The sequence below is a fragment of the Rhizobium sp. Root483D2 genome, assembly GCF_001426685.1.
In the GTDB taxonomy this organism is placed as follows: Bacteria; Pseudomonadota; Alphaproteobacteria; order Rhizobiales; family Rhizobiaceae; genus Pararhizobium; species Pararhizobium qamdonense.
This window is the reverse complement of sequence record NZ_LMFB01000023.1, coordinates 100,464-114,284: the sequence shown is the minus strand read 5'-3', so window position 1 is coordinate 114,284 and position 13,821 is coordinate 100,464. Positions and strand designations below refer to the sequence as shown.

The window sequence follows — 13,821 nt, the reverse complement described above, 5'->3', positions numbered from 1 at the left end:
AAAAGTGTCAGGGATGTCTCCGAACACATGTCAACTATGTCTCAAGGCCATACAACAAGGGCGAGGATGAGGGGAGTTTGTTGACGCGTTCAATTTCCCAAACGACCGACAGCATAGTCAGAAACCCTTTTTCAGCGGCCAAGATTTGAACCTGAGGTAGCTCCATGCGCAATTATATCGGACTGATCCACAAGGACCCCGGCAGTGACTATGGCGTGTCCTTTCCCGATTTTCCCGGCGTGATTTCGGCAGGCACCGATCTCGACGACGCCCGGCAGATGGCGAGCGAAGCTTTGGCATTTCATCTGGAAGGTCTGGTCGAGGATGGAGCTGACATTCCAGAGCCCTCCAGTCTCGAAAACATCATGGCCGATGCGGACAACAGAAAAGGCGTTGCCATTCTTGTCGGAGTGAGGATGGAGACGAAAAAGGCCGTGCGTGTCAACGTCACGCTTCCGGAAGATGTTCTTCGCCAGATCGACCGGTTTGCCGAATCCAAGGGATTGACGCGGTCCGGGTTCATCGCGCTTGCCGCCCTGCACGAGATCGACCGGGACGATGCGGCCTGATTACGCCAAGCTGGTCAGGCTGCCTTTTGTGGCTCCTTGCCGATCTTGCCGCAGGTTTCGAGATAATCATCCACGGCCTCACGGAACGCCACCTCCATGTCCTCGATCGAATCGGCATGAAAGCCGATGCCATCAGTGATACCGGCAATCCTTCAATAAAAGATTCCGTCCTGTGCATTCTTATCGGTCCGCGCAGCATAACCTTTGTAGGATGGTGTTCATGCACTTGCTCCTATCCTTCGGCGAGAAAGGACATTTTACGGTTGCATCCGGCAGAAGCAAGCCGGTGCAAAAAACTTACTCCACCGCAGGTACCGCCTTCAAATAGGCCGCGATCGCTTCGCGATCCGATGCGGGCAGTTTTGCCATGTTCTGCTGGACCTCGACCATCGAGCCGCCGGCCGAATCGAAATCGGGGGTGAAGCCGGTTTCGAGATAGGTGGCGATATCGCCCTCGCTCCAGGCGCCGATGCTTTTTGAGCCTGGCGTAATGTTGGGGATGCGGCCTTCGCCTTCCGGGTTTGGGGCGCCGCCGAGCCATTGCGCGGTCTCGAAGCCGCCAAGCCCGTTGCGCGGCGTGTGGCATTCGCCGCAATGGCCGGGGCCTTCCACTAGATACTGGCCACGAGCGATTTTCGAATTGCTGGTATCGACGCTCACGCGCGGCGTGCCGGTGAAGAACAGCAGTTTCCAGCCGCCGAGCGCCAGGCGGATATTGTAGGGAAACGGCAGATCGTGCGGCGGCGCGACATTGGCGCTCTTCGGCAGGGTTTTGAGAAAGCCCCAGAGATCGTTGATATCCTTGGCGGTCATGCGGGCATAGGAACCGTAGGGAAAGGATGGATAGAGGTGTTCGCCCCGCTTGCCGACGCCGCGCGTCATCGCATCGCCGAATTGCGCCAGCGTCCAGCTGCCGATCCCGGCGGTTTCATCCGGGGAGATATTGGGAACATGGAACGCGCCGAACGGGCTTTTAAGCGGCAATCCTCCGGCCAGAACCAGCTTGGCATCGCCCTCGGATTTCGCCGCCGCGTGACAGCTGGCGCAGCCGCCTGCCCAGAAAATCTGTTGGCCATTGGCGATATCCGCGTCGCCCAGCCCCTCCCAATGGGAGGCCGGCCATGGTTCGGGCTTGGTCAGGAACCAGCCGGCACCGCCCGCAAGCGCACCGAACAGAACCACCGCCGTTACAAGTTTTCGAACCCTGACACCCATCGGCCTTTTCCTTCCGCTTCATCCGGCTGCCTCATCCGGAAAACACATTTGGCGCGCCGGGACGGGCGCGCCAAAAAATCAACATGTGAGGGCCAAGGCCCGCCGGGTCATTTCTTGACGCGGTAGGCCTGATGACAGTCGCCGCAGCTTTTGCCGATAATGCCAAGTGCTGCACCCACGCCGGCCTGGTCTGCCGGAAGCTGGGCGAGCGCCACATCGGCGTCAGCGCCGAGCTTGGCGGCCTTGGCCTTGAAGTCGTCCATGTTTTCCCAGATTTTCGGGGATGCTTCGGAATTGGCCTCGGAGCCTGCCGGGAACTGGTCCGGAAACGCCTTGATATTGGTGCTGATTGTCGTCAGCGACGCCTTGACGATCTCGGCGTCATAGGGCTTTTCGCCCTTGGCGATGCCGGCAAGCGCGCCCATCGATCCGCCGATCTGCTTCATCAGCCCTTCGCGGACCTTGACCGGATCATCCGCAGCGATGACGGCGCTTACGCCACAGCCTGCAATCACGAGTGCCGTCAGTATCATTTTCAGCTTCATCAAAGTCTCCAGCTTTGGCGAGACGCCGCCCGGACTGGCAAAGCGGTTCTCTCAATCGATGCGCGGGCATGATTGCATGTTGTGATCACGAAGGAAGTAACTTTTTTTTGAGATCGATTTTATTGCACCTGCCGCAACAGCTTGAATTAACAGGAGTATTTTACTCATGTTAGGTCAACTGCCCTATCCCATCCAGCCGTGCCACGCCGTCAGCGCCGCCACCGCAATCAGCACCACGCCCACTGTCTTGCCCAGCAGGGCGGTCGCGCGGGGGCTCGCGACGATGACATCACGGCTGCGGCCGGCGGCCAGCGCCAGGCTGCCATAAACGGCAAGCTGCATCAGCGAGATCATGATCGCCATGATCAGCGCCTGCGACCACAGGGGACCGAACTCAGATTTCAGGAACTGCGGATAGACGGCCAACATGAACAGATAGGCCTTGGGGTTGAGGAGGCTTGTCAGCGCTCCCCGGCGGAAACTTGTCCAGAGCGACAGCCGCGCCCCGGGCTCGACAGAGGCGATGGATATATGGCTTCGCGCCAGCGACAGGCCGATCCAGGCGATATAGGCAGCACCGGCGAGCAACAGCACGTTGAACAGCTGCGGCACCAGATGCAAGAGGAAGCCGACGCCGAGTGCCGCATAGAGCGTGTGGAAGACGCCGCCCGCCATGATGCCGGCGGTTGCCGTCAGCCCGGCCGCCCGTCCCCCCGTCAGCGCATTCGCCATCACGAAGACCATATCCATGCCGGGAACGATGATGATGCCGAAGAGGAGTGTGGAGAATAGCCAGAGATTTTCTGCATAGGTCATGTCAGTTATCCGTTGGTGAAGAGTGACGAGCATTGGGCACAGCGCTGGTTTTTCAAGCGCTTGCCGTTATGCTATAGCCTCAACCAACTGACAGGGTTCTGTCAGGAGCATTTCACGTGCTGAAAGAAAAGCGTCCATGCGCAAGGCATCGCGACTGTTTGAGATCATCCAGATCCTGCGGCTTGCAACCCGGCCCGTCACGGCGGCAACGATCGCCGGAACGCTCGAAGTGACGGTGCGCTCGATCTACCGGGATATTGCGGCACTTCAGGGAATGCGGGTGCCGATCGAGGGCGGGCGCGGCATCGGCTATATCATGCGGCCGGGCTTCGACCTGCCGCCGCTGATGTTTTCGATCGAGGAGACGGAGGCAATCGTGCTGTCGCTGGCGCTGCTGGAGCGCACCGGCGACGACGAATTGAAGGAGGCGGCGCGCCGCGTCAACCAGAAGATCGCCGGCGCGATACCGGCGCCGCTGCGCCAGACCCTGCACTCCAAGGCGCTGCACGCCTGGGGCACGATCGCGCCGTCACCGTTGGGGCTTGATCTTGCACTGGTGCGCCGGGCGATCCGCGACGAGCAGAAGCTGATGCTCGACTACCGCGACGAGGCAGGCCGTGCCACGCAGCGCACGATCCAGCCCCTGGCGCTGATCTACTATTCCGCCACCGCCGTCGTCGTCGCCTGGTGCGACTTGCGCCAGGCGATGCGCAATTTCCGTGCAGACCGGGTGGAAAATTGCGGTCTGAGCGCGGACTATTTTCGCGGCGAAGGGGATGGATTGCGGGATCTCTGGATCAGCGGATGGCGGACCAGCCCGCCGCCTGGCCCGCCACCATCATCGACTAGATAGCTTATTTCGTGGCGCCATGCGCAGGCGCCTCTTCCTTGACGGAACGCGGCGTGGGTGCGGTGATCGCACCGTGATCGGGATCCTTCACATCCTGGCCCTTGGAGCCATCGGCGGCGGTCGGACGCTCCAGTTCCCGGCTGTCGCGGCGTGTCTGGCGAAGGCGCGTTGCCTCGTCGATCAGAGTGGTCAATTCCTGTTCGGACAGGTCGGAAATGTCAAAGGTCGTCGCCACGATGGCCTCCTTGGCTGGTTTCGATACCTGCTAAACGCGCGACTTGGCAAAACGGCGCATCCGTCCGCAAATTTACCCGCAACCGCCATGACGCCTATGCGCTCAGCACCCGGCTCGCTTCCCGGCCAAATCCGTTGATCTCGATCCGGTCCTCAAAGACATCGACGATCGCATAGGTGTTTTCATCGTGCGTGTCGACCATGCCCTTGAACGTGACGAACGGACGGCCATCGACCGCACCAAAATTGCCCACGTGATTATGGCCGTTGAAATAGCCGCGAAAGCAGGCAAAACCGGTGGTGAGCGCAATGATGCGCTCGCTGTCCCACATGTTGTGGCTGTTGGGCGGGAAGAGCGGGTAGTGGCCGAAGACGAACACGGTCTCGCCGCTCGCCTGCGCCGTCTCCATGACGCCGGCCAGCCACGCAAATTGCGTTTCGCTCAGCGAGCCGTTCCAGGTCTGGGCATTGATGGCGCCTTTCTCCATAAGCGTTGCGAGCCGATCGGTCGCGAGCATCGTGCGCGGATCACCGGGAGGAGCGGAAAAGGTAGAGATATCGCTGCCATCCAGCACAACAAAACGAAAACGGCCGATGGCAAAATCATAATAGCGGCCGGGCATGCCCAGCCGTTCGGCGACTGCGCCCAGATATTCCGGGGCCACTGCAAAATCATGATTGCCGAGCAGGAACAGCGCCTTGTGACGCAGCGGCCGATAGACCGGCAGGATATCGTCAAAACTCTTCCAGTCGCGGTCAATGATATCGCCAAGCGTCATGACGAAATCGAGTTCGGTCCCGTTGAACACGTCAATAGCTGCGGCGAGCTTGGCAAGGCTGCTCGCATAATGCCGGTTCATTGCCGTGTGCGGCGCGATATCGGCATATTGCGGATCGGCGATGATGCCGAAACGCAGGATGGGGGAGGATGTGTCTGTCATGCGCCGCTGATTAGATCAGGTCTGTGACGGAGGGGTGACAGGAAGGCTGGCTCTTTGCTTGAAAGAAGTGCCCCGGAGCCGCTGGCGGCCTTTGCCAGTGGCGTTGCCAGCGTTTGACGAAAGCGCTACCAAACGCCCCGTCATTCCTGTGCCTGTCACAGGAATCCAGCCAGCTCAAGTCCTTGAGCTGAAAGGGTCTTTTGACCCGACAGACGTCGGGTCACTGGATCCTCGCCACAAGGGCGAGGATGAGGGGAATTTTGGCAACCGGATCAATACCTGCGTTAGCACCCTGACCTGTCATCGACCCCGGCTTCGACCGGAACCTTATTTCGGTGGCGATGACTTTGCCGCCTTGATCATGGCGGCAACCGCATCGTCCTTGAATTCGAACGTCTCGATCACTTTCCGGAAGAACCGGGGCAGATGCGCAACCAGCGAATTGTTGCGCGGCACGAAGATCATCTCGGAACGCTTCTCGATCCCTTTCACGATGCCCTTCACGACGTCTTCGAGCGGCGCCATCTTGAAAAACACCGAGGTGTTTCCGTTCCAGATCTGTTTGCCGGCCGGATCGTTGAACGTTCTTTCCATCATCGGCGTTTTGAAAAACGTCGGATGGACGCTGCCGACCCCGACGCCCGAATGGCGCAGTTCCAGCCGGATGCTGTTGCACATTGCCCAGACGCCAGCCTTGCTCGCTGTGTAGGCTGCCTGGAGAGGCGAATGGCTGAAGGCGGCCATCGACGAGATCGCCATCAGATAGCCCTTGCGCTTCTGGACATGCCCGGCGGCGGCGTGGAAGGTCCGCCACACCCCGAAAAGGTTGACATCGACCACCCGCTCGAAATGTCCGGGATCTGCGGTGTCAAGCGGTTCGAATGCGGTGATCCCCGCATTGGCGATCACCACATCGATGCCGCCAAAATGGTCTGCTGCCTCATTCATGGCCTGCTGGAGCGAGTCCAGCGACCGGACATCCACTTTCCAGCCCCGCGCATTGGCGCCGAAGGTGGACGCCTGCGCCTTGACCGCAGCCTCGTCCATGTCGAACAAGGCGATTTTTGCGCCTTTGGCGGTCAGTGCCGCGCAGACGGCCGTGCCAAGGCCGCCGGTCGAACCGGTGATGACGGCAACGCGCCCGTTGAGATCGTAGTGAGCCATGTCTTTTTCCTCAGGTCACGGGAACGGTGCGGGAAAGGAAGCTGATCTGATCGCCGGTCGCCCGCTCAAAGGCCTCGCCGTCGTAAATGTCGAAATGCCCCTCCTGGTAGATCCTGATCTCGCCTTTCCGGGCACGGCGGGCATGGCGCAGCGTGGCGCCGGATGGCGCGACCGTATCGCTGGCGCAGACACAGAACAGCACCGGGCAATCCAGTTGCGCCACCCTTTTGCCCGGCGCGTAAAAGAAGAGCTGGAGCGCGATCCGCGCGGCGACGCCGTTACGGAACCGGCCGCGCTCTTCATCGGGGATGAGGCGCAGATAGCCGCTTTCGCAATCGGGCGCCGACATCAGGGCCGTCGAGCCCGGCTTTCCAACCAGCGGCACGGTGACAGGTGCTGCCCCCAGCCAGGAGCCGATAATGTCCCGGAGGGCCGCGATGGAGATCCTGATCGATGTCATCGGCGCAACGGCAAAGCTTGAGGCCAGCCCACTGGTAAAGGGGCACTGGACCACCACGGCCTTGACGGTGTGATCAGCGACGGCGATGACATGCCCTCCGCTGAACGATGTGCCCCACAGGATCACGCGTCCCGCATCCACATCGCTGCGGCCGCGCGCAAAGGCGATGGCCGCTTTCCAGTCCTGCAGCTGCTTGTTCACATCGGCGATCTGACGGGGCTCGCCGTCGCTGTCGCCGAAATACCGGTAGTCGAACACCAGGCAGGCATAACCGGCCGTGCTGAAACGCTCCGCATAGGCATCGAGCCGCATCGTGCGGACGCTGCCCAGACCATGGGCCATGACGATGACAGGGGCCGGCTTTGCATTGTCCGGCAGGTAGAGCCACGCCCTGCAGCGCGTGCCATCGGAATAGAACTCAACGTCCAGGCGGTGTGTGGTCAAGGTCCTCGCCTATGTCACAGCATGGTCCAGCAGCGCCTCCCCTGCAGCCGGGGCGCATTCCTCAACGCGCCGGCACCCGGTCGCTGCTGATTGCCGGATATGAGTTGCATAGAGGAAAAACTACACGCAAGTCAAACAAAATTGCTCGCTCTGGCTGTGTCAAAGGTCGAGTTTCGCAATCGATGTCTCTCTCGGAGGTAGAGGTTTGTGGTTGGACGAAAAAAACAGAATCGCCGCCGGATTGAGAGTGCTGATGACGTCATTTTCTGGGTATCGAGCCGGTAATGTGAGGAATTGTGCAAGTGCTCAATGCTCCGTCATTCCTGTCCCTTTCTCAGCTCAAGTCCTTGATCTGAAAGAGTCTTTTGACCCGGCAGAGGTTAGGTCACTGTATCCCCGCCACAAGGGGGGGGAATGACGGAGTGGGGTATCGCTCTCGTCAAACACTTAAAGTTCGGGTTTGCCAGCAACGAAAAAACCCGGCATCTCTGCCGGGTTTAATCGAAATTCGGACCTGAAAAATCTTATGCGGCTTTTTCGTAAAGCTCGAGCACGTAATCCCAGTTGACCAGGCTGTCGACGAAGGCTTCGAGGTACTTCGGGCGGGCGTTGCGGTAGTCGATATAGTAGGAATGTTCCCAGACATCGACGCCGAGGATCGGCGATGCGCCGTGGACCAGCGGGTTTTCACCGTTCGGGGTCTTGGAAATTTCCAGCTTGCCGCCCTTGACGGAGAGCCAGGCCCAGCCCGAGCCGAACTGGCCAGCGCCGGCCGCGAGAAAATCACTGCGGAACTTGTCGTAGCCGCCGAGATCGGACTTGATGGCTGCGTCGAGCTTGCCCGGCAGTTGCGTGCCGCCGCCGCCCTTCTTCATCCACTTCCAGAAATGCAGGTGGTTGTAATGCTGGCCTGCATTGTTGAACAGCGGCTGGTTGGTGCCGTAGGATTTCTTGACGATGTCTTCCAGCGAAAGATCGGCCAGACCGGCTTCTTCAGCCAGCTTGTTGCCGTTGGTCACGTAAGCCAGGTGATGCTTGTCGTGGTGATACTCGAGTGTTTCGCGCGACATGTAGGGCGCCAGCGCGTCGTAGTCGTAAGGCAGGTTCGGCAATTCGAAAGCCATGATGGTATCTCCTCTTGTTGGCGGGGTCCATGAAAGCCGGGTTGGAATTCATGAAAGAAATCTGTGAGGCGGAACATAGGGACCACCGCTGCAACAGGCAACCGGCACCATGCCAAATTTCGCCACAGGTATGGAAAATACTTTCACCGCCGGAATGTTCCACAGGGATGCGCCGGGCACAGAATGGACATGATCGTCTTACAGGGTCGACGCCGTCCACACATGTCATAACGCAAGGAAATCAGATGTCTTTTCACACTCGCACCGCCGTGATCGCCCTTCTCGCCGCTGGCCTCTTGCCATCGGTTGCCACCGCGTCATCCGATGATGCCTGGGACGCGATGCGCGCGGACGTGTCGGCGAAATGCCTGAAGGCTGCGGCCGGATCCATCGAAAAACCGAGGGCTGCCGTCGATCCGTTCGGCTCGGAAAGCTTCGGCCTGGCACTGGTCAGCGGCAAGCCCAAGGGTGCAAAGGGAAAGATCACGCAGATCTGCGTCTACAATAAGCAGACCAAGACCGTGGAGCTTGGCGGAGAGTTGACCGAAGACATGCTGAAAGCCAAGGCGAAATGATACGAAAATGATACCGGGACAATCGCGCCATTGACCTTCGACAGGCGGATGGTCACAGCTTGGCGGAACGATCCATCACGCGCGAGACCCGATATGCTGTTTCATGGCCTGTCCGCCTTTCCGATTACCCCGAGCGACGCGGCCGGCCGCGTCGATACCGGGGCGTTAAGCGCTCTTCTCAAGCGCATCGACGCGGCGGGGGCCGATTCGATCGGCCTCCTGGGAAGCACCGGCTCCTACATGTATCTGAGCCGGGCGGAAAAGCGCTGCGCCATCGAGGCCGCCGCCGATTGCCTCTCCGGCCGCACGCCTGTGATCGTTGGCGTCGGGGCGTTGCGGACCGACGAGGCGGTGGCGCTGGCACAGGATGCCCGCGCTGCCGGCGCGCAGGGGCTTCTGCTTGCGCCCGTTTCCTATACGCCGCTTGGCGACGACGAGGTGTTCGAGCATTTTTCAGCCGTCGCTGCAGCGACGCAGCTGCCGCTCTGCATCTACAACAATCCCGGCACCACACATTTTTCCATCAGCCCGGCGCTTCTCTCAAGGCTTTCGGCCATCCCCTCCATAGCCGCCGTCAAAAACCCGGCGCTGCCCGCTGCCGATATCGCCGCCGCCCATCAGGCAACGCTGTCGGCCGTTCCCGACGGTTTCGCCGTCGGCTATAGCGGCGACTGGCTGGTGGCCGATGCCATCCTGGCCGGAGGCGTGGCCTGGTACAGTGTCGTCGCCGGCATCCTGCCGGAGCCCGCCCTCAAGCTGATGCGAGCCGCAGAGGCCGGTGACCGCGCTGAGGTTCAGCGCATCAATGCACTGTTTGAACCGCTCTGGACGCTGTTTCGCGAACTGAGCAGCTACCGCACCGTGCATGCCATCGCCAACCTCCTGGAACTCAGCCCGTTCGATCCGCCGCTGCCGATCCGCCCGCTATGTCAGGCTGACCGGGCAAGGGTGAAGGCGGCGCTTGAGGTTTTGGCGGGGGTTTAACAGGCTGCTGAAGACGTCAATTTTCTCGGCAGTCGATAGGTCATTTGGGACATAGACTATAATGAATACCCTGCCGGTCCATTCCCTTGGACGGCCAAGCGGCATAGGATTTTGATTGCGCTGATCGCCCGAAATGATCAAAATCGCATAAAGCCGCAGCCACCGGCGCATCTGTACCCGGCTGACGGCGAACCGCCTGATTTTTCTGCGCATTGATTCTGATCATTCAAGGGGAAGTTTCATGGCCAATCCACTGTCCACGCTCGGCATCATCCATACTATCATCAGCGTCGCGCCCATTGTCGCGGGGCTCTATTCCTTTTCGAAATATGCCGCCATCGTGCCGAAATCCAATTCCGGCCGGATCTACATCCTCACGCTGTTTCTTTCGGCGATCACCTCGTTCGGGCTTTCGAGCACCGGCGGTTTCAATGCGGGGCATGCGATCGGCATCATCGCTATGGCGGCGGTGATCTTTTCCATCGTCATCGGCAAACTCGGCTGGTTCGGCCGTCTCAACCGCTATCTGCAGGCGCTGTCGATGTCGTTCACCTTCTTTCTCCTGATGATCCCGGGCATCAACGAGACCCTGTCGCGCCTGCCGCCCTCAAGCCCGATCGGCAACGGTCCGGATTCGCCGCCGGTACAGACGGTCACCGCGATCTGGGCGGTGATTTTCCTTGCCGGCATCTGTCTTCAGGCTTTTATCATGCACCGCCGTGCTGGTTCATCCGCCCTGCCCGCCTGAGACATTCGGTCAAAGCGCTTCAAGCCTTGATTTCGCCGGTATTTTAAGGGTTTGTTAAGCCACCCCCAGCCGGAGAAACACCATGGCGCTTGGCGCATCGCATCGCTTGCAGGACGGCATCGAGGCCGTCGAGACCATGACACGTTTTGCCCTTGCCACGCTGGCGCTGGCATCGGGGGTCTATACTTATCTCGGCGTCCGCTCGATTCTCGATGGTTCCGCAACCGCCGTGTTCTTTGCGGCACTGATTTATTCCTGCGCCGTCTCGGTGGCGATCTATGCCTTCTGGACCTATATGGCGCGGTTTTATCCGCATATTATCGGGGCTGCGGCGAGAACCGCGATGCTCGGCATCATGGCGCTGGGATGCCTGATGATCATCGCCATGGCGAGCTGGCTGAATGCGGCCGCACTTGCAGGCTCCGCCGCGCTCGAACAGCATCTGGCCGAAACGGTCGAGGACTATACCGCCGATCTCGACCGCGCCCACCAGAATGCGCTTGCCGCCCAAAGCCTGTTGCCGGATATCCAGCGCACCTCCGAACGCTTCCAGCGCCTCTCCGACCAAGAGCGCGAAAGCGGCGCCCTGACCGGTACAACGGGTGCGGGCAGCGTCGTGCAGTTGCTTGGACAGATGGCAGCGCAGCTGAACGAGCTGGAAACCGGCATTACCGCCTCGCGCGAGCGCGTCACCACGCTGTTCGACGAGGGCCGTGCGCATCTGGCCACCATGCGCGGCCTCGTTTCCGCACCCGGCGCCATCGATCCGCGCGCCGACCAGTTTGCCGCCGAAGCCGTGGCGCTGACCGGCACGATCACCGCGCTGGAGCAAACGTCGATCGCAGCCTCCGTCAAGCGCGCGGCCGAAGACCTGTCTCTCGGCTTCATTGCGCCGGTTGCCAGCGGCCTGGAGGCGGATCTTGCCAACAGGCAGGATCAGGTGATGGAAACCATCCGCACCTCGGTGGCGGCGCAATCCAAGGTGCTTTCGGAAGCCGCCGACCAGATCCTGACCCGCGAGCCGGTCGGCGAGCGCCGCTTCGTGCCTTTGTCTTCGGCTGCCGCCGTGTTGCGCTATGCATCCGATTTCATTCCAAGCTGGGCCGGCGCCATCGCCATCGATCTTCTGCCTGCCGTTCTCGTCTTCATGCTGTCGATTGCGCATGCGGCACTGCGGCGGCAGGAACAGAGCCTGCCCTTTGCCGAGCGCATCACCGCAGCCGAACTGCTGGAAGCGCTCGAGGTGCAAAAGGCGCTGCAGCGCAGCGGCTTCGATATCCAGACGGCACTCAGCGAGGCGGAAGCACGCGAGCAATCCAACATCACCAATCTCGACCTTGCCGGCAAGGGTCCGCGCAAATGACCGCGAGCGCCCGGCTGCAAGGGTTCGGACAGCGGCTGAAAACCTATCTGCTGTCAGCCAATGACGGCATGCTGATGCGCCATTTCTTTCACGGGCTGGTGGTCACTTCGCTGGTCTTCATCGTTATCGACTGGAGCGAGTTGAACACCGCCAACCAGGCCCATCCCGGCTTCGACCCGGTGCAGCCGGAAACAGCCCCCGTTTTGCCGCCGGCGCTGACCGAGGGCGAGCCGCAAAATGCGCCCTCCGAAATCACCGCCGATCCCGGCACGCTGAAACAGGCGATCCGCTTCGAGCTGAAGCCCGGCGGCATCCTTCTGGCCGAAGGCTCGATCGAGCCGGGAGCGGCAGGGCGGTTTGCCGGCGAAATCGAGGCACGCGGCGAATATGTGAAAACCGTGCTCTTGAATTCCCCCGGCGGGTCGGTCGGCGATGCGCTCGCCATGTCGAAGCTGATCCGGGAAAAGAAACTCGGCACACGGGTGGCGGCCGGAGCGCTCTGCGCCTCCTCCTGCCCGATCGTCATGGCTGGCGGCCTGACCCGCGAGGCCGAAAAAGGCGCCGTCATCGGCGTTCACCAGATCTTCAACGGGTCGAAGGAAAAGCTTTCCCCCGAACAGGCAATGTCGGATGCCCAGCGCACCACAGCCGATGTCAGCCGCCATCTGGAGGAGATGGGCATCAAATCCGGCCTCTGGCTGCACGCGCTGGAAACACCCCCGGACCGGCTCTATTATCTGAAGCCAGAGGAGTTGAAGGACTTTGCGCTGACGACGGATGCCGGCGCGCCGGTGGCGGCCGTGAAGGAGTAGCGGCGGTTTACTCCGCCGCGTCCGCCTGACCGCCGGCGCTCAAAAGCGCCTCGGCAACCGCCAGATCAGCCATGGCAAGTGCCGCGTCGCGCGTCTTGGCTGCGGCGACGAAGCGGCCGTTGTGGCAGAAGGTTGCGCCCTTCACGCCGGATACCGTTTCCAGGTCGGCGTTGGTGAGCCCGGCCCAGGCGGCAGGCAGATCGGCGCGGACCTCGAAACCTTCGTCGGCGCGGCGGATGGTGGTCAGGCACCAATCCTTGTCGCGCGGATGGACGACGAACAGGAGCTGATCGGCGCCGGCCTTGACGATGGCCGGACGGAAGGGCATGCCCATCGGCAATTCGAGAATGCGGCCCGTTCCGGCAGCAATGATGGCCTGATGCACCAAGGCCTCGGCGCGCAATTTCGCAGCGCTCTTGCCGATCCTCGCCTCGACGAAGGCGCGCGCGATGGCCAGTGCGGCATGGAAGGCGCGATCGTCGGCCTCCGGGTCCGTCTCATCGAACACGGGTTTCAGCGTTTCCAACAAAACAGGCAAAGTCAGGCCGCCCAGAAGCCCGGCCACCGACGGGCTGAGCGCACCATTGTCAACGAGATCGATGGGCAGCACGAAGCTTGCATCAAAGGCGGCATGGATATTGGCGGCATGATCTTCCGGAACGCCGGAGGCTGCGAGATAGTCGCGGCCAAAATGCTTCCAGACCAGTCCGAACGAGCTATAGGGCTGGCTGTCGTCGCGCAGCGGCGCGCCGCGCTGGTGATGATCGAAGATGCGCGCCCCGGCATCATAAGCGCCGCCGACATCGTAGATGATCCGGTCTTCACTGGGCGTGATCCATTCCGGCGCACGGCTGCGCACGATGCGCGCCTGCGGGAACAGCCGTGTGAGAATGACGCTGGACAACAATTCGTCAGCATGGAAGCCACCGGAATGGGTGACGAGGAATTCTGGGGTCATGCCGGGATACGCCTTGTTG

The 13,821-nt window shown here is 61.0% G+C and carries 17 protein-coding genes; 7 read left to right on the top strand and 10 right to left on the bottom strand.

The genetic code is table 11. The features are described 5' to 3' along the window. Positions 1 to 164: 164 nt before the first annotated feature. A complete protein-coding gene (locus ASD32_RS20385; protein ID WP_060639886.1) occupies positions 165 to 569 on the top strand; it encodes a type II toxin-antitoxin system HicB family antitoxin in 405 nt (134 codons plus the stop codon). Between the two features lie 297 nt (positions 570 to 866). Here the strand turns inward: ASD32_RS20385 and ASD32_RS20380 are convergent, their stop codons facing one another. The 3 genes from ASD32_RS20380 to ASD32_RS20370 form a co-directional block, all read right to left on the bottom strand. After that, complete coding sequence (locus ASD32_RS20380) at positions 867 to 1,784, bottom strand: cytochrome c (protein ID WP_060639885.1); 918 nt, start codon at positions 1,782 to 1,784, stop codon at positions 867 to 869. 107 nt (positions 1,785 to 1,891) lie between these two features. Further along, complete coding sequence (locus ASD32_RS20375) at positions 1,892 to 2,329, bottom strand: cytochrome c (RefSeq protein ID WP_060639884.1); 438 nt, start codon at positions 2,327 to 2,329, stop codon at positions 1,892 to 1,894. Between the two features lie 183 nt (positions 2,330 to 2,512). After that, the gene (locus ASD32_RS20370; RefSeq protein ID WP_060639883.1) at positions 2,513 to 3,145 is read right to left on the bottom strand and encodes a LysE family translocator; all 633 of its coding nucleotides are present in this window, start codon (positions 3,143 to 3,145) and stop codon (positions 2,513 to 2,515) included. Between the two features lie 136 nt (positions 3,146 to 3,281). Between ASD32_RS20370 and ASD32_RS20365 the strand changes: the two genes are divergently transcribed. Further along, positions 3,282 to 3,998, top strand: a complete 717-nt coding sequence (locus tag ASD32_RS20365) for a YafY family protein (protein WP_060639882.1) — start codon at positions 3,282 to 3,284, stop codon at positions 3,996 to 3,998. A 1-nt stretch (position 3,999) separates the two neighbouring features. On the opposite strand, the gene ASD32_RS20360 is transcribed toward ASD32_RS20365, so the two are convergent. From ASD32_RS20360 to ASD32_RS20340, 5 genes are all read right to left on the bottom strand, one after another. Next, complete coding sequence (locus ASD32_RS20360; RefSeq protein WP_060639881.1) at positions 4,000 to 4,230, bottom strand: hypothetical protein; 231 nt, start codon at positions 4,228 to 4,230, stop codon at positions 4,000 to 4,002. A 94-nt stretch (positions 4,231 to 4,324) separates the two neighbouring features. After that, complete coding sequence (locus ASD32_RS20355) at positions 4,325 to 5,170, bottom strand: metallophosphoesterase (protein WP_060639880.1); 846 nt, start codon at positions 5,168 to 5,170, stop codon at positions 4,325 to 4,327. A gap of 327 nt (positions 5,171 to 5,497) precedes the next feature. Next, entirely contained in the window at positions 5,498 to 6,334 is an 837-nt protein-coding gene (locus tag ASD32_RS20350) for an SDR family NAD(P)-dependent oxidoreductase (RefSeq protein WP_060639879.1), read from the bottom strand. Positions 6,335 to 6,344: 10 nt separating this feature from the next. Further along, positions 6,345 to 7,238 (bottom strand): alpha/beta fold hydrolase, encoded by an 894-nt coding sequence (locus tag ASD32_RS20345; RefSeq protein WP_060639878.1) that lies wholly within the window; start codon positions 7,236 to 7,238, stop codon positions 6,345 to 6,347. A 524-nt stretch (positions 7,239 to 7,762) separates the two neighbouring features. Further along, entirely contained in the window at positions 7,763 to 8,362 is a 600-nt protein-coding gene (locus tag ASD32_RS20340) for a superoxide dismutase (protein WP_060639877.1), read from the bottom strand. A 245-nt stretch (positions 8,363 to 8,607) separates the two neighbouring features. Here ASD32_RS20340 and ASD32_RS20335 point away from each other — a divergent pair, with 245 nt between their 5' ends. Further along, positions 8,608 to 8,937, top strand: coding sequence for a hypothetical protein (locus ASD32_RS20335; protein ID WP_060639876.1), 330 nt, complete (start codon positions 8,608 to 8,610; stop codon positions 8,935 to 8,937). 93 nt (positions 8,938 to 9,030) lie between these two features. Beyond that, positions 9,031 to 9,921, top strand: coding sequence for a dihydrodipicolinate synthase family protein (locus tag ASD32_RS20330; protein WP_060639875.1), 891 nt, complete (start codon positions 9,031 to 9,033; stop codon positions 9,919 to 9,921). A 40-nt stretch (positions 9,922 to 9,961) separates the two neighbouring features. Here ASD32_RS20330 and ASD32_RS30085 read toward each other — a convergent pair whose 3' ends face one another. Then, the gene (locus tag ASD32_RS30085) at positions 9,962 to 10,147 is read right to left on the bottom strand and encodes a hypothetical protein (protein ID WP_162252687.1); all 186 of its coding nucleotides are present in this window, start codon (positions 10,145 to 10,147) and stop codon (positions 9,962 to 9,964) included. A gap of 15 nt (positions 10,148 to 10,162) precedes the next feature. Here ASD32_RS30085 and ASD32_RS20325 point away from each other — a divergent pair, with 15 nt between their 5' ends. The 3 genes from ASD32_RS20325 (at position 10,163) to ASD32_RS20315 (ending at position 12,844) form a co-directional block, all read left to right on the top strand. After that, positions 10,163 to 10,669, top strand: coding sequence for a hypothetical protein (locus ASD32_RS20325; protein ID WP_060639874.1), 507 nt, complete (start codon positions 10,163 to 10,165; stop codon positions 10,667 to 10,669). Between the two features lie 82 nt (positions 10,670 to 10,751). After that, on the top strand, positions 10,752 to 12,032 hold the full coding sequence (locus tag ASD32_RS20320) for a hypothetical protein (protein WP_060639873.1): 1,281 nt from the start codon (positions 10,752 to 10,754) through the stop codon (positions 12,030 to 12,032). A gap of 68 nt (positions 12,033 to 12,100) precedes the next feature. Further along, a complete protein-coding gene (locus ASD32_RS20315) occupies positions 12,101 to 12,844 on the top strand; it encodes a hypothetical protein (protein WP_200953623.1) in 744 nt (247 codons plus the stop codon). Positions 12,845 to 12,851: 7 nt separating this feature from the next. Here the strand turns inward: ASD32_RS20315 and ASD32_RS20310 are convergent, their stop codons facing one another. Further along, positions 12,852 to 13,802 carry an MYG1 family protein gene (locus ASD32_RS20310; RefSeq protein WP_060639909.1) on the bottom strand — a complete coding sequence of 317 codons (951 nt, stop codon included), beginning with the start codon at positions 13,800 to 13,802 and terminating at the stop codon, positions 12,852 to 12,854. Positions 13,803 to 13,821 lie beyond the last annotated feature (19 nt).

Excerpts from the sequence above, each read along its gene's own strand:
- ASD32_RS20315 (WP_200953623.1), top strand. The coding sequence starts at position 12,101 with ATGCTGATGCGCCATTTCTTTCACGGGCTGGTGGTCACTTCGCTGGTC.
- ASD32_RS20335 (WP_060639876.1), top strand. The coding sequence starts at position 8,608 with ATGTCTTTTCACACTCGCACCGCCGTGATCGCCCTTCTCGCCGCTGGC.
- ASD32_RS20355 (WP_060639880.1), bottom strand. The coding sequence starts at position 5,170 with ATGACAGACACATCCTCCCCCATCCTGCGTTTCGGCATCATCGCCGAT.
- ASD32_RS20385 (WP_060639886.1), top strand. The coding sequence starts at position 165 with ATGCGCAATTATATCGGACTGATCCACAAGGACCCCGGCAGTGACTAT.
- ASD32_RS20320 (WP_060639873.1), top strand. The coding sequence starts at position 10,752 with ATGGCGCTTGGCGCATCGCATCGCTTGCAGGACGGCATCGAGGCCGTC.
- ASD32_RS20330 (WP_060639875.1), top strand. The coding sequence starts at position 9,031 with ATGCTGTTTCATGGCCTGTCCGCCTTTCCGATTACCCCGAGCGACGCG.
- ASD32_RS20325 (WP_060639874.1), top strand. The coding sequence starts at position 10,163 with ATGGCCAATCCACTGTCCACGCTCGGCATCATCCATACTATCATCAGC.
- ASD32_RS20370 (WP_060639883.1), bottom strand. The coding sequence starts at position 3,145 with ATGACCTATGCAGAAAATCTCTGGCTATTCTCCACACTCCTCTTCGGC.
- ASD32_RS20350 (WP_060639879.1), bottom strand. The coding sequence starts at position 6,334 with ATGGCTCACTACGATCTCAACGGGCGCGTTGCCGTCATCACCGGTTCG.
- ASD32_RS20380 (WP_060639885.1), bottom strand. The coding sequence starts at position 1,784 with ATGGGTGTCAGGGTTCGAAAACTTGTAACGGCGGTGGTTCTGTTCGGT.
- ASD32_RS20375 (WP_060639884.1), bottom strand. The coding sequence starts at position 2,329 with ATGAAGCTGAAAATGATACTGACGGCACTCGTGATTGCAGGCTGTGGC.
- ASD32_RS30085 (WP_162252687.1), bottom strand. The coding sequence starts at position 10,147 with ATGATCAGAATCAATGCGCAGAAAAATCAGGCGGTTCGCCGTCAGCCG.
- ASD32_RS20340 (WP_060639877.1), bottom strand. The coding sequence starts at position 8,362 with ATGGCTTTCGAATTGCCGAACCTGCCTTACGACTACGACGCGCTGGCG.
- ASD32_RS20310 (WP_060639909.1), bottom strand. The coding sequence starts at position 13,802 with ATGACCCCAGAATTCCTCGTCACCCATTCCGGTGGCTTCCATGCTGAC.
- ASD32_RS20365 (WP_060639882.1), top strand. The coding sequence starts at position 3,282 with ATGCGCAAGGCATCGCGACTGTTTGAGATCATCCAGATCCTGCGGCTT.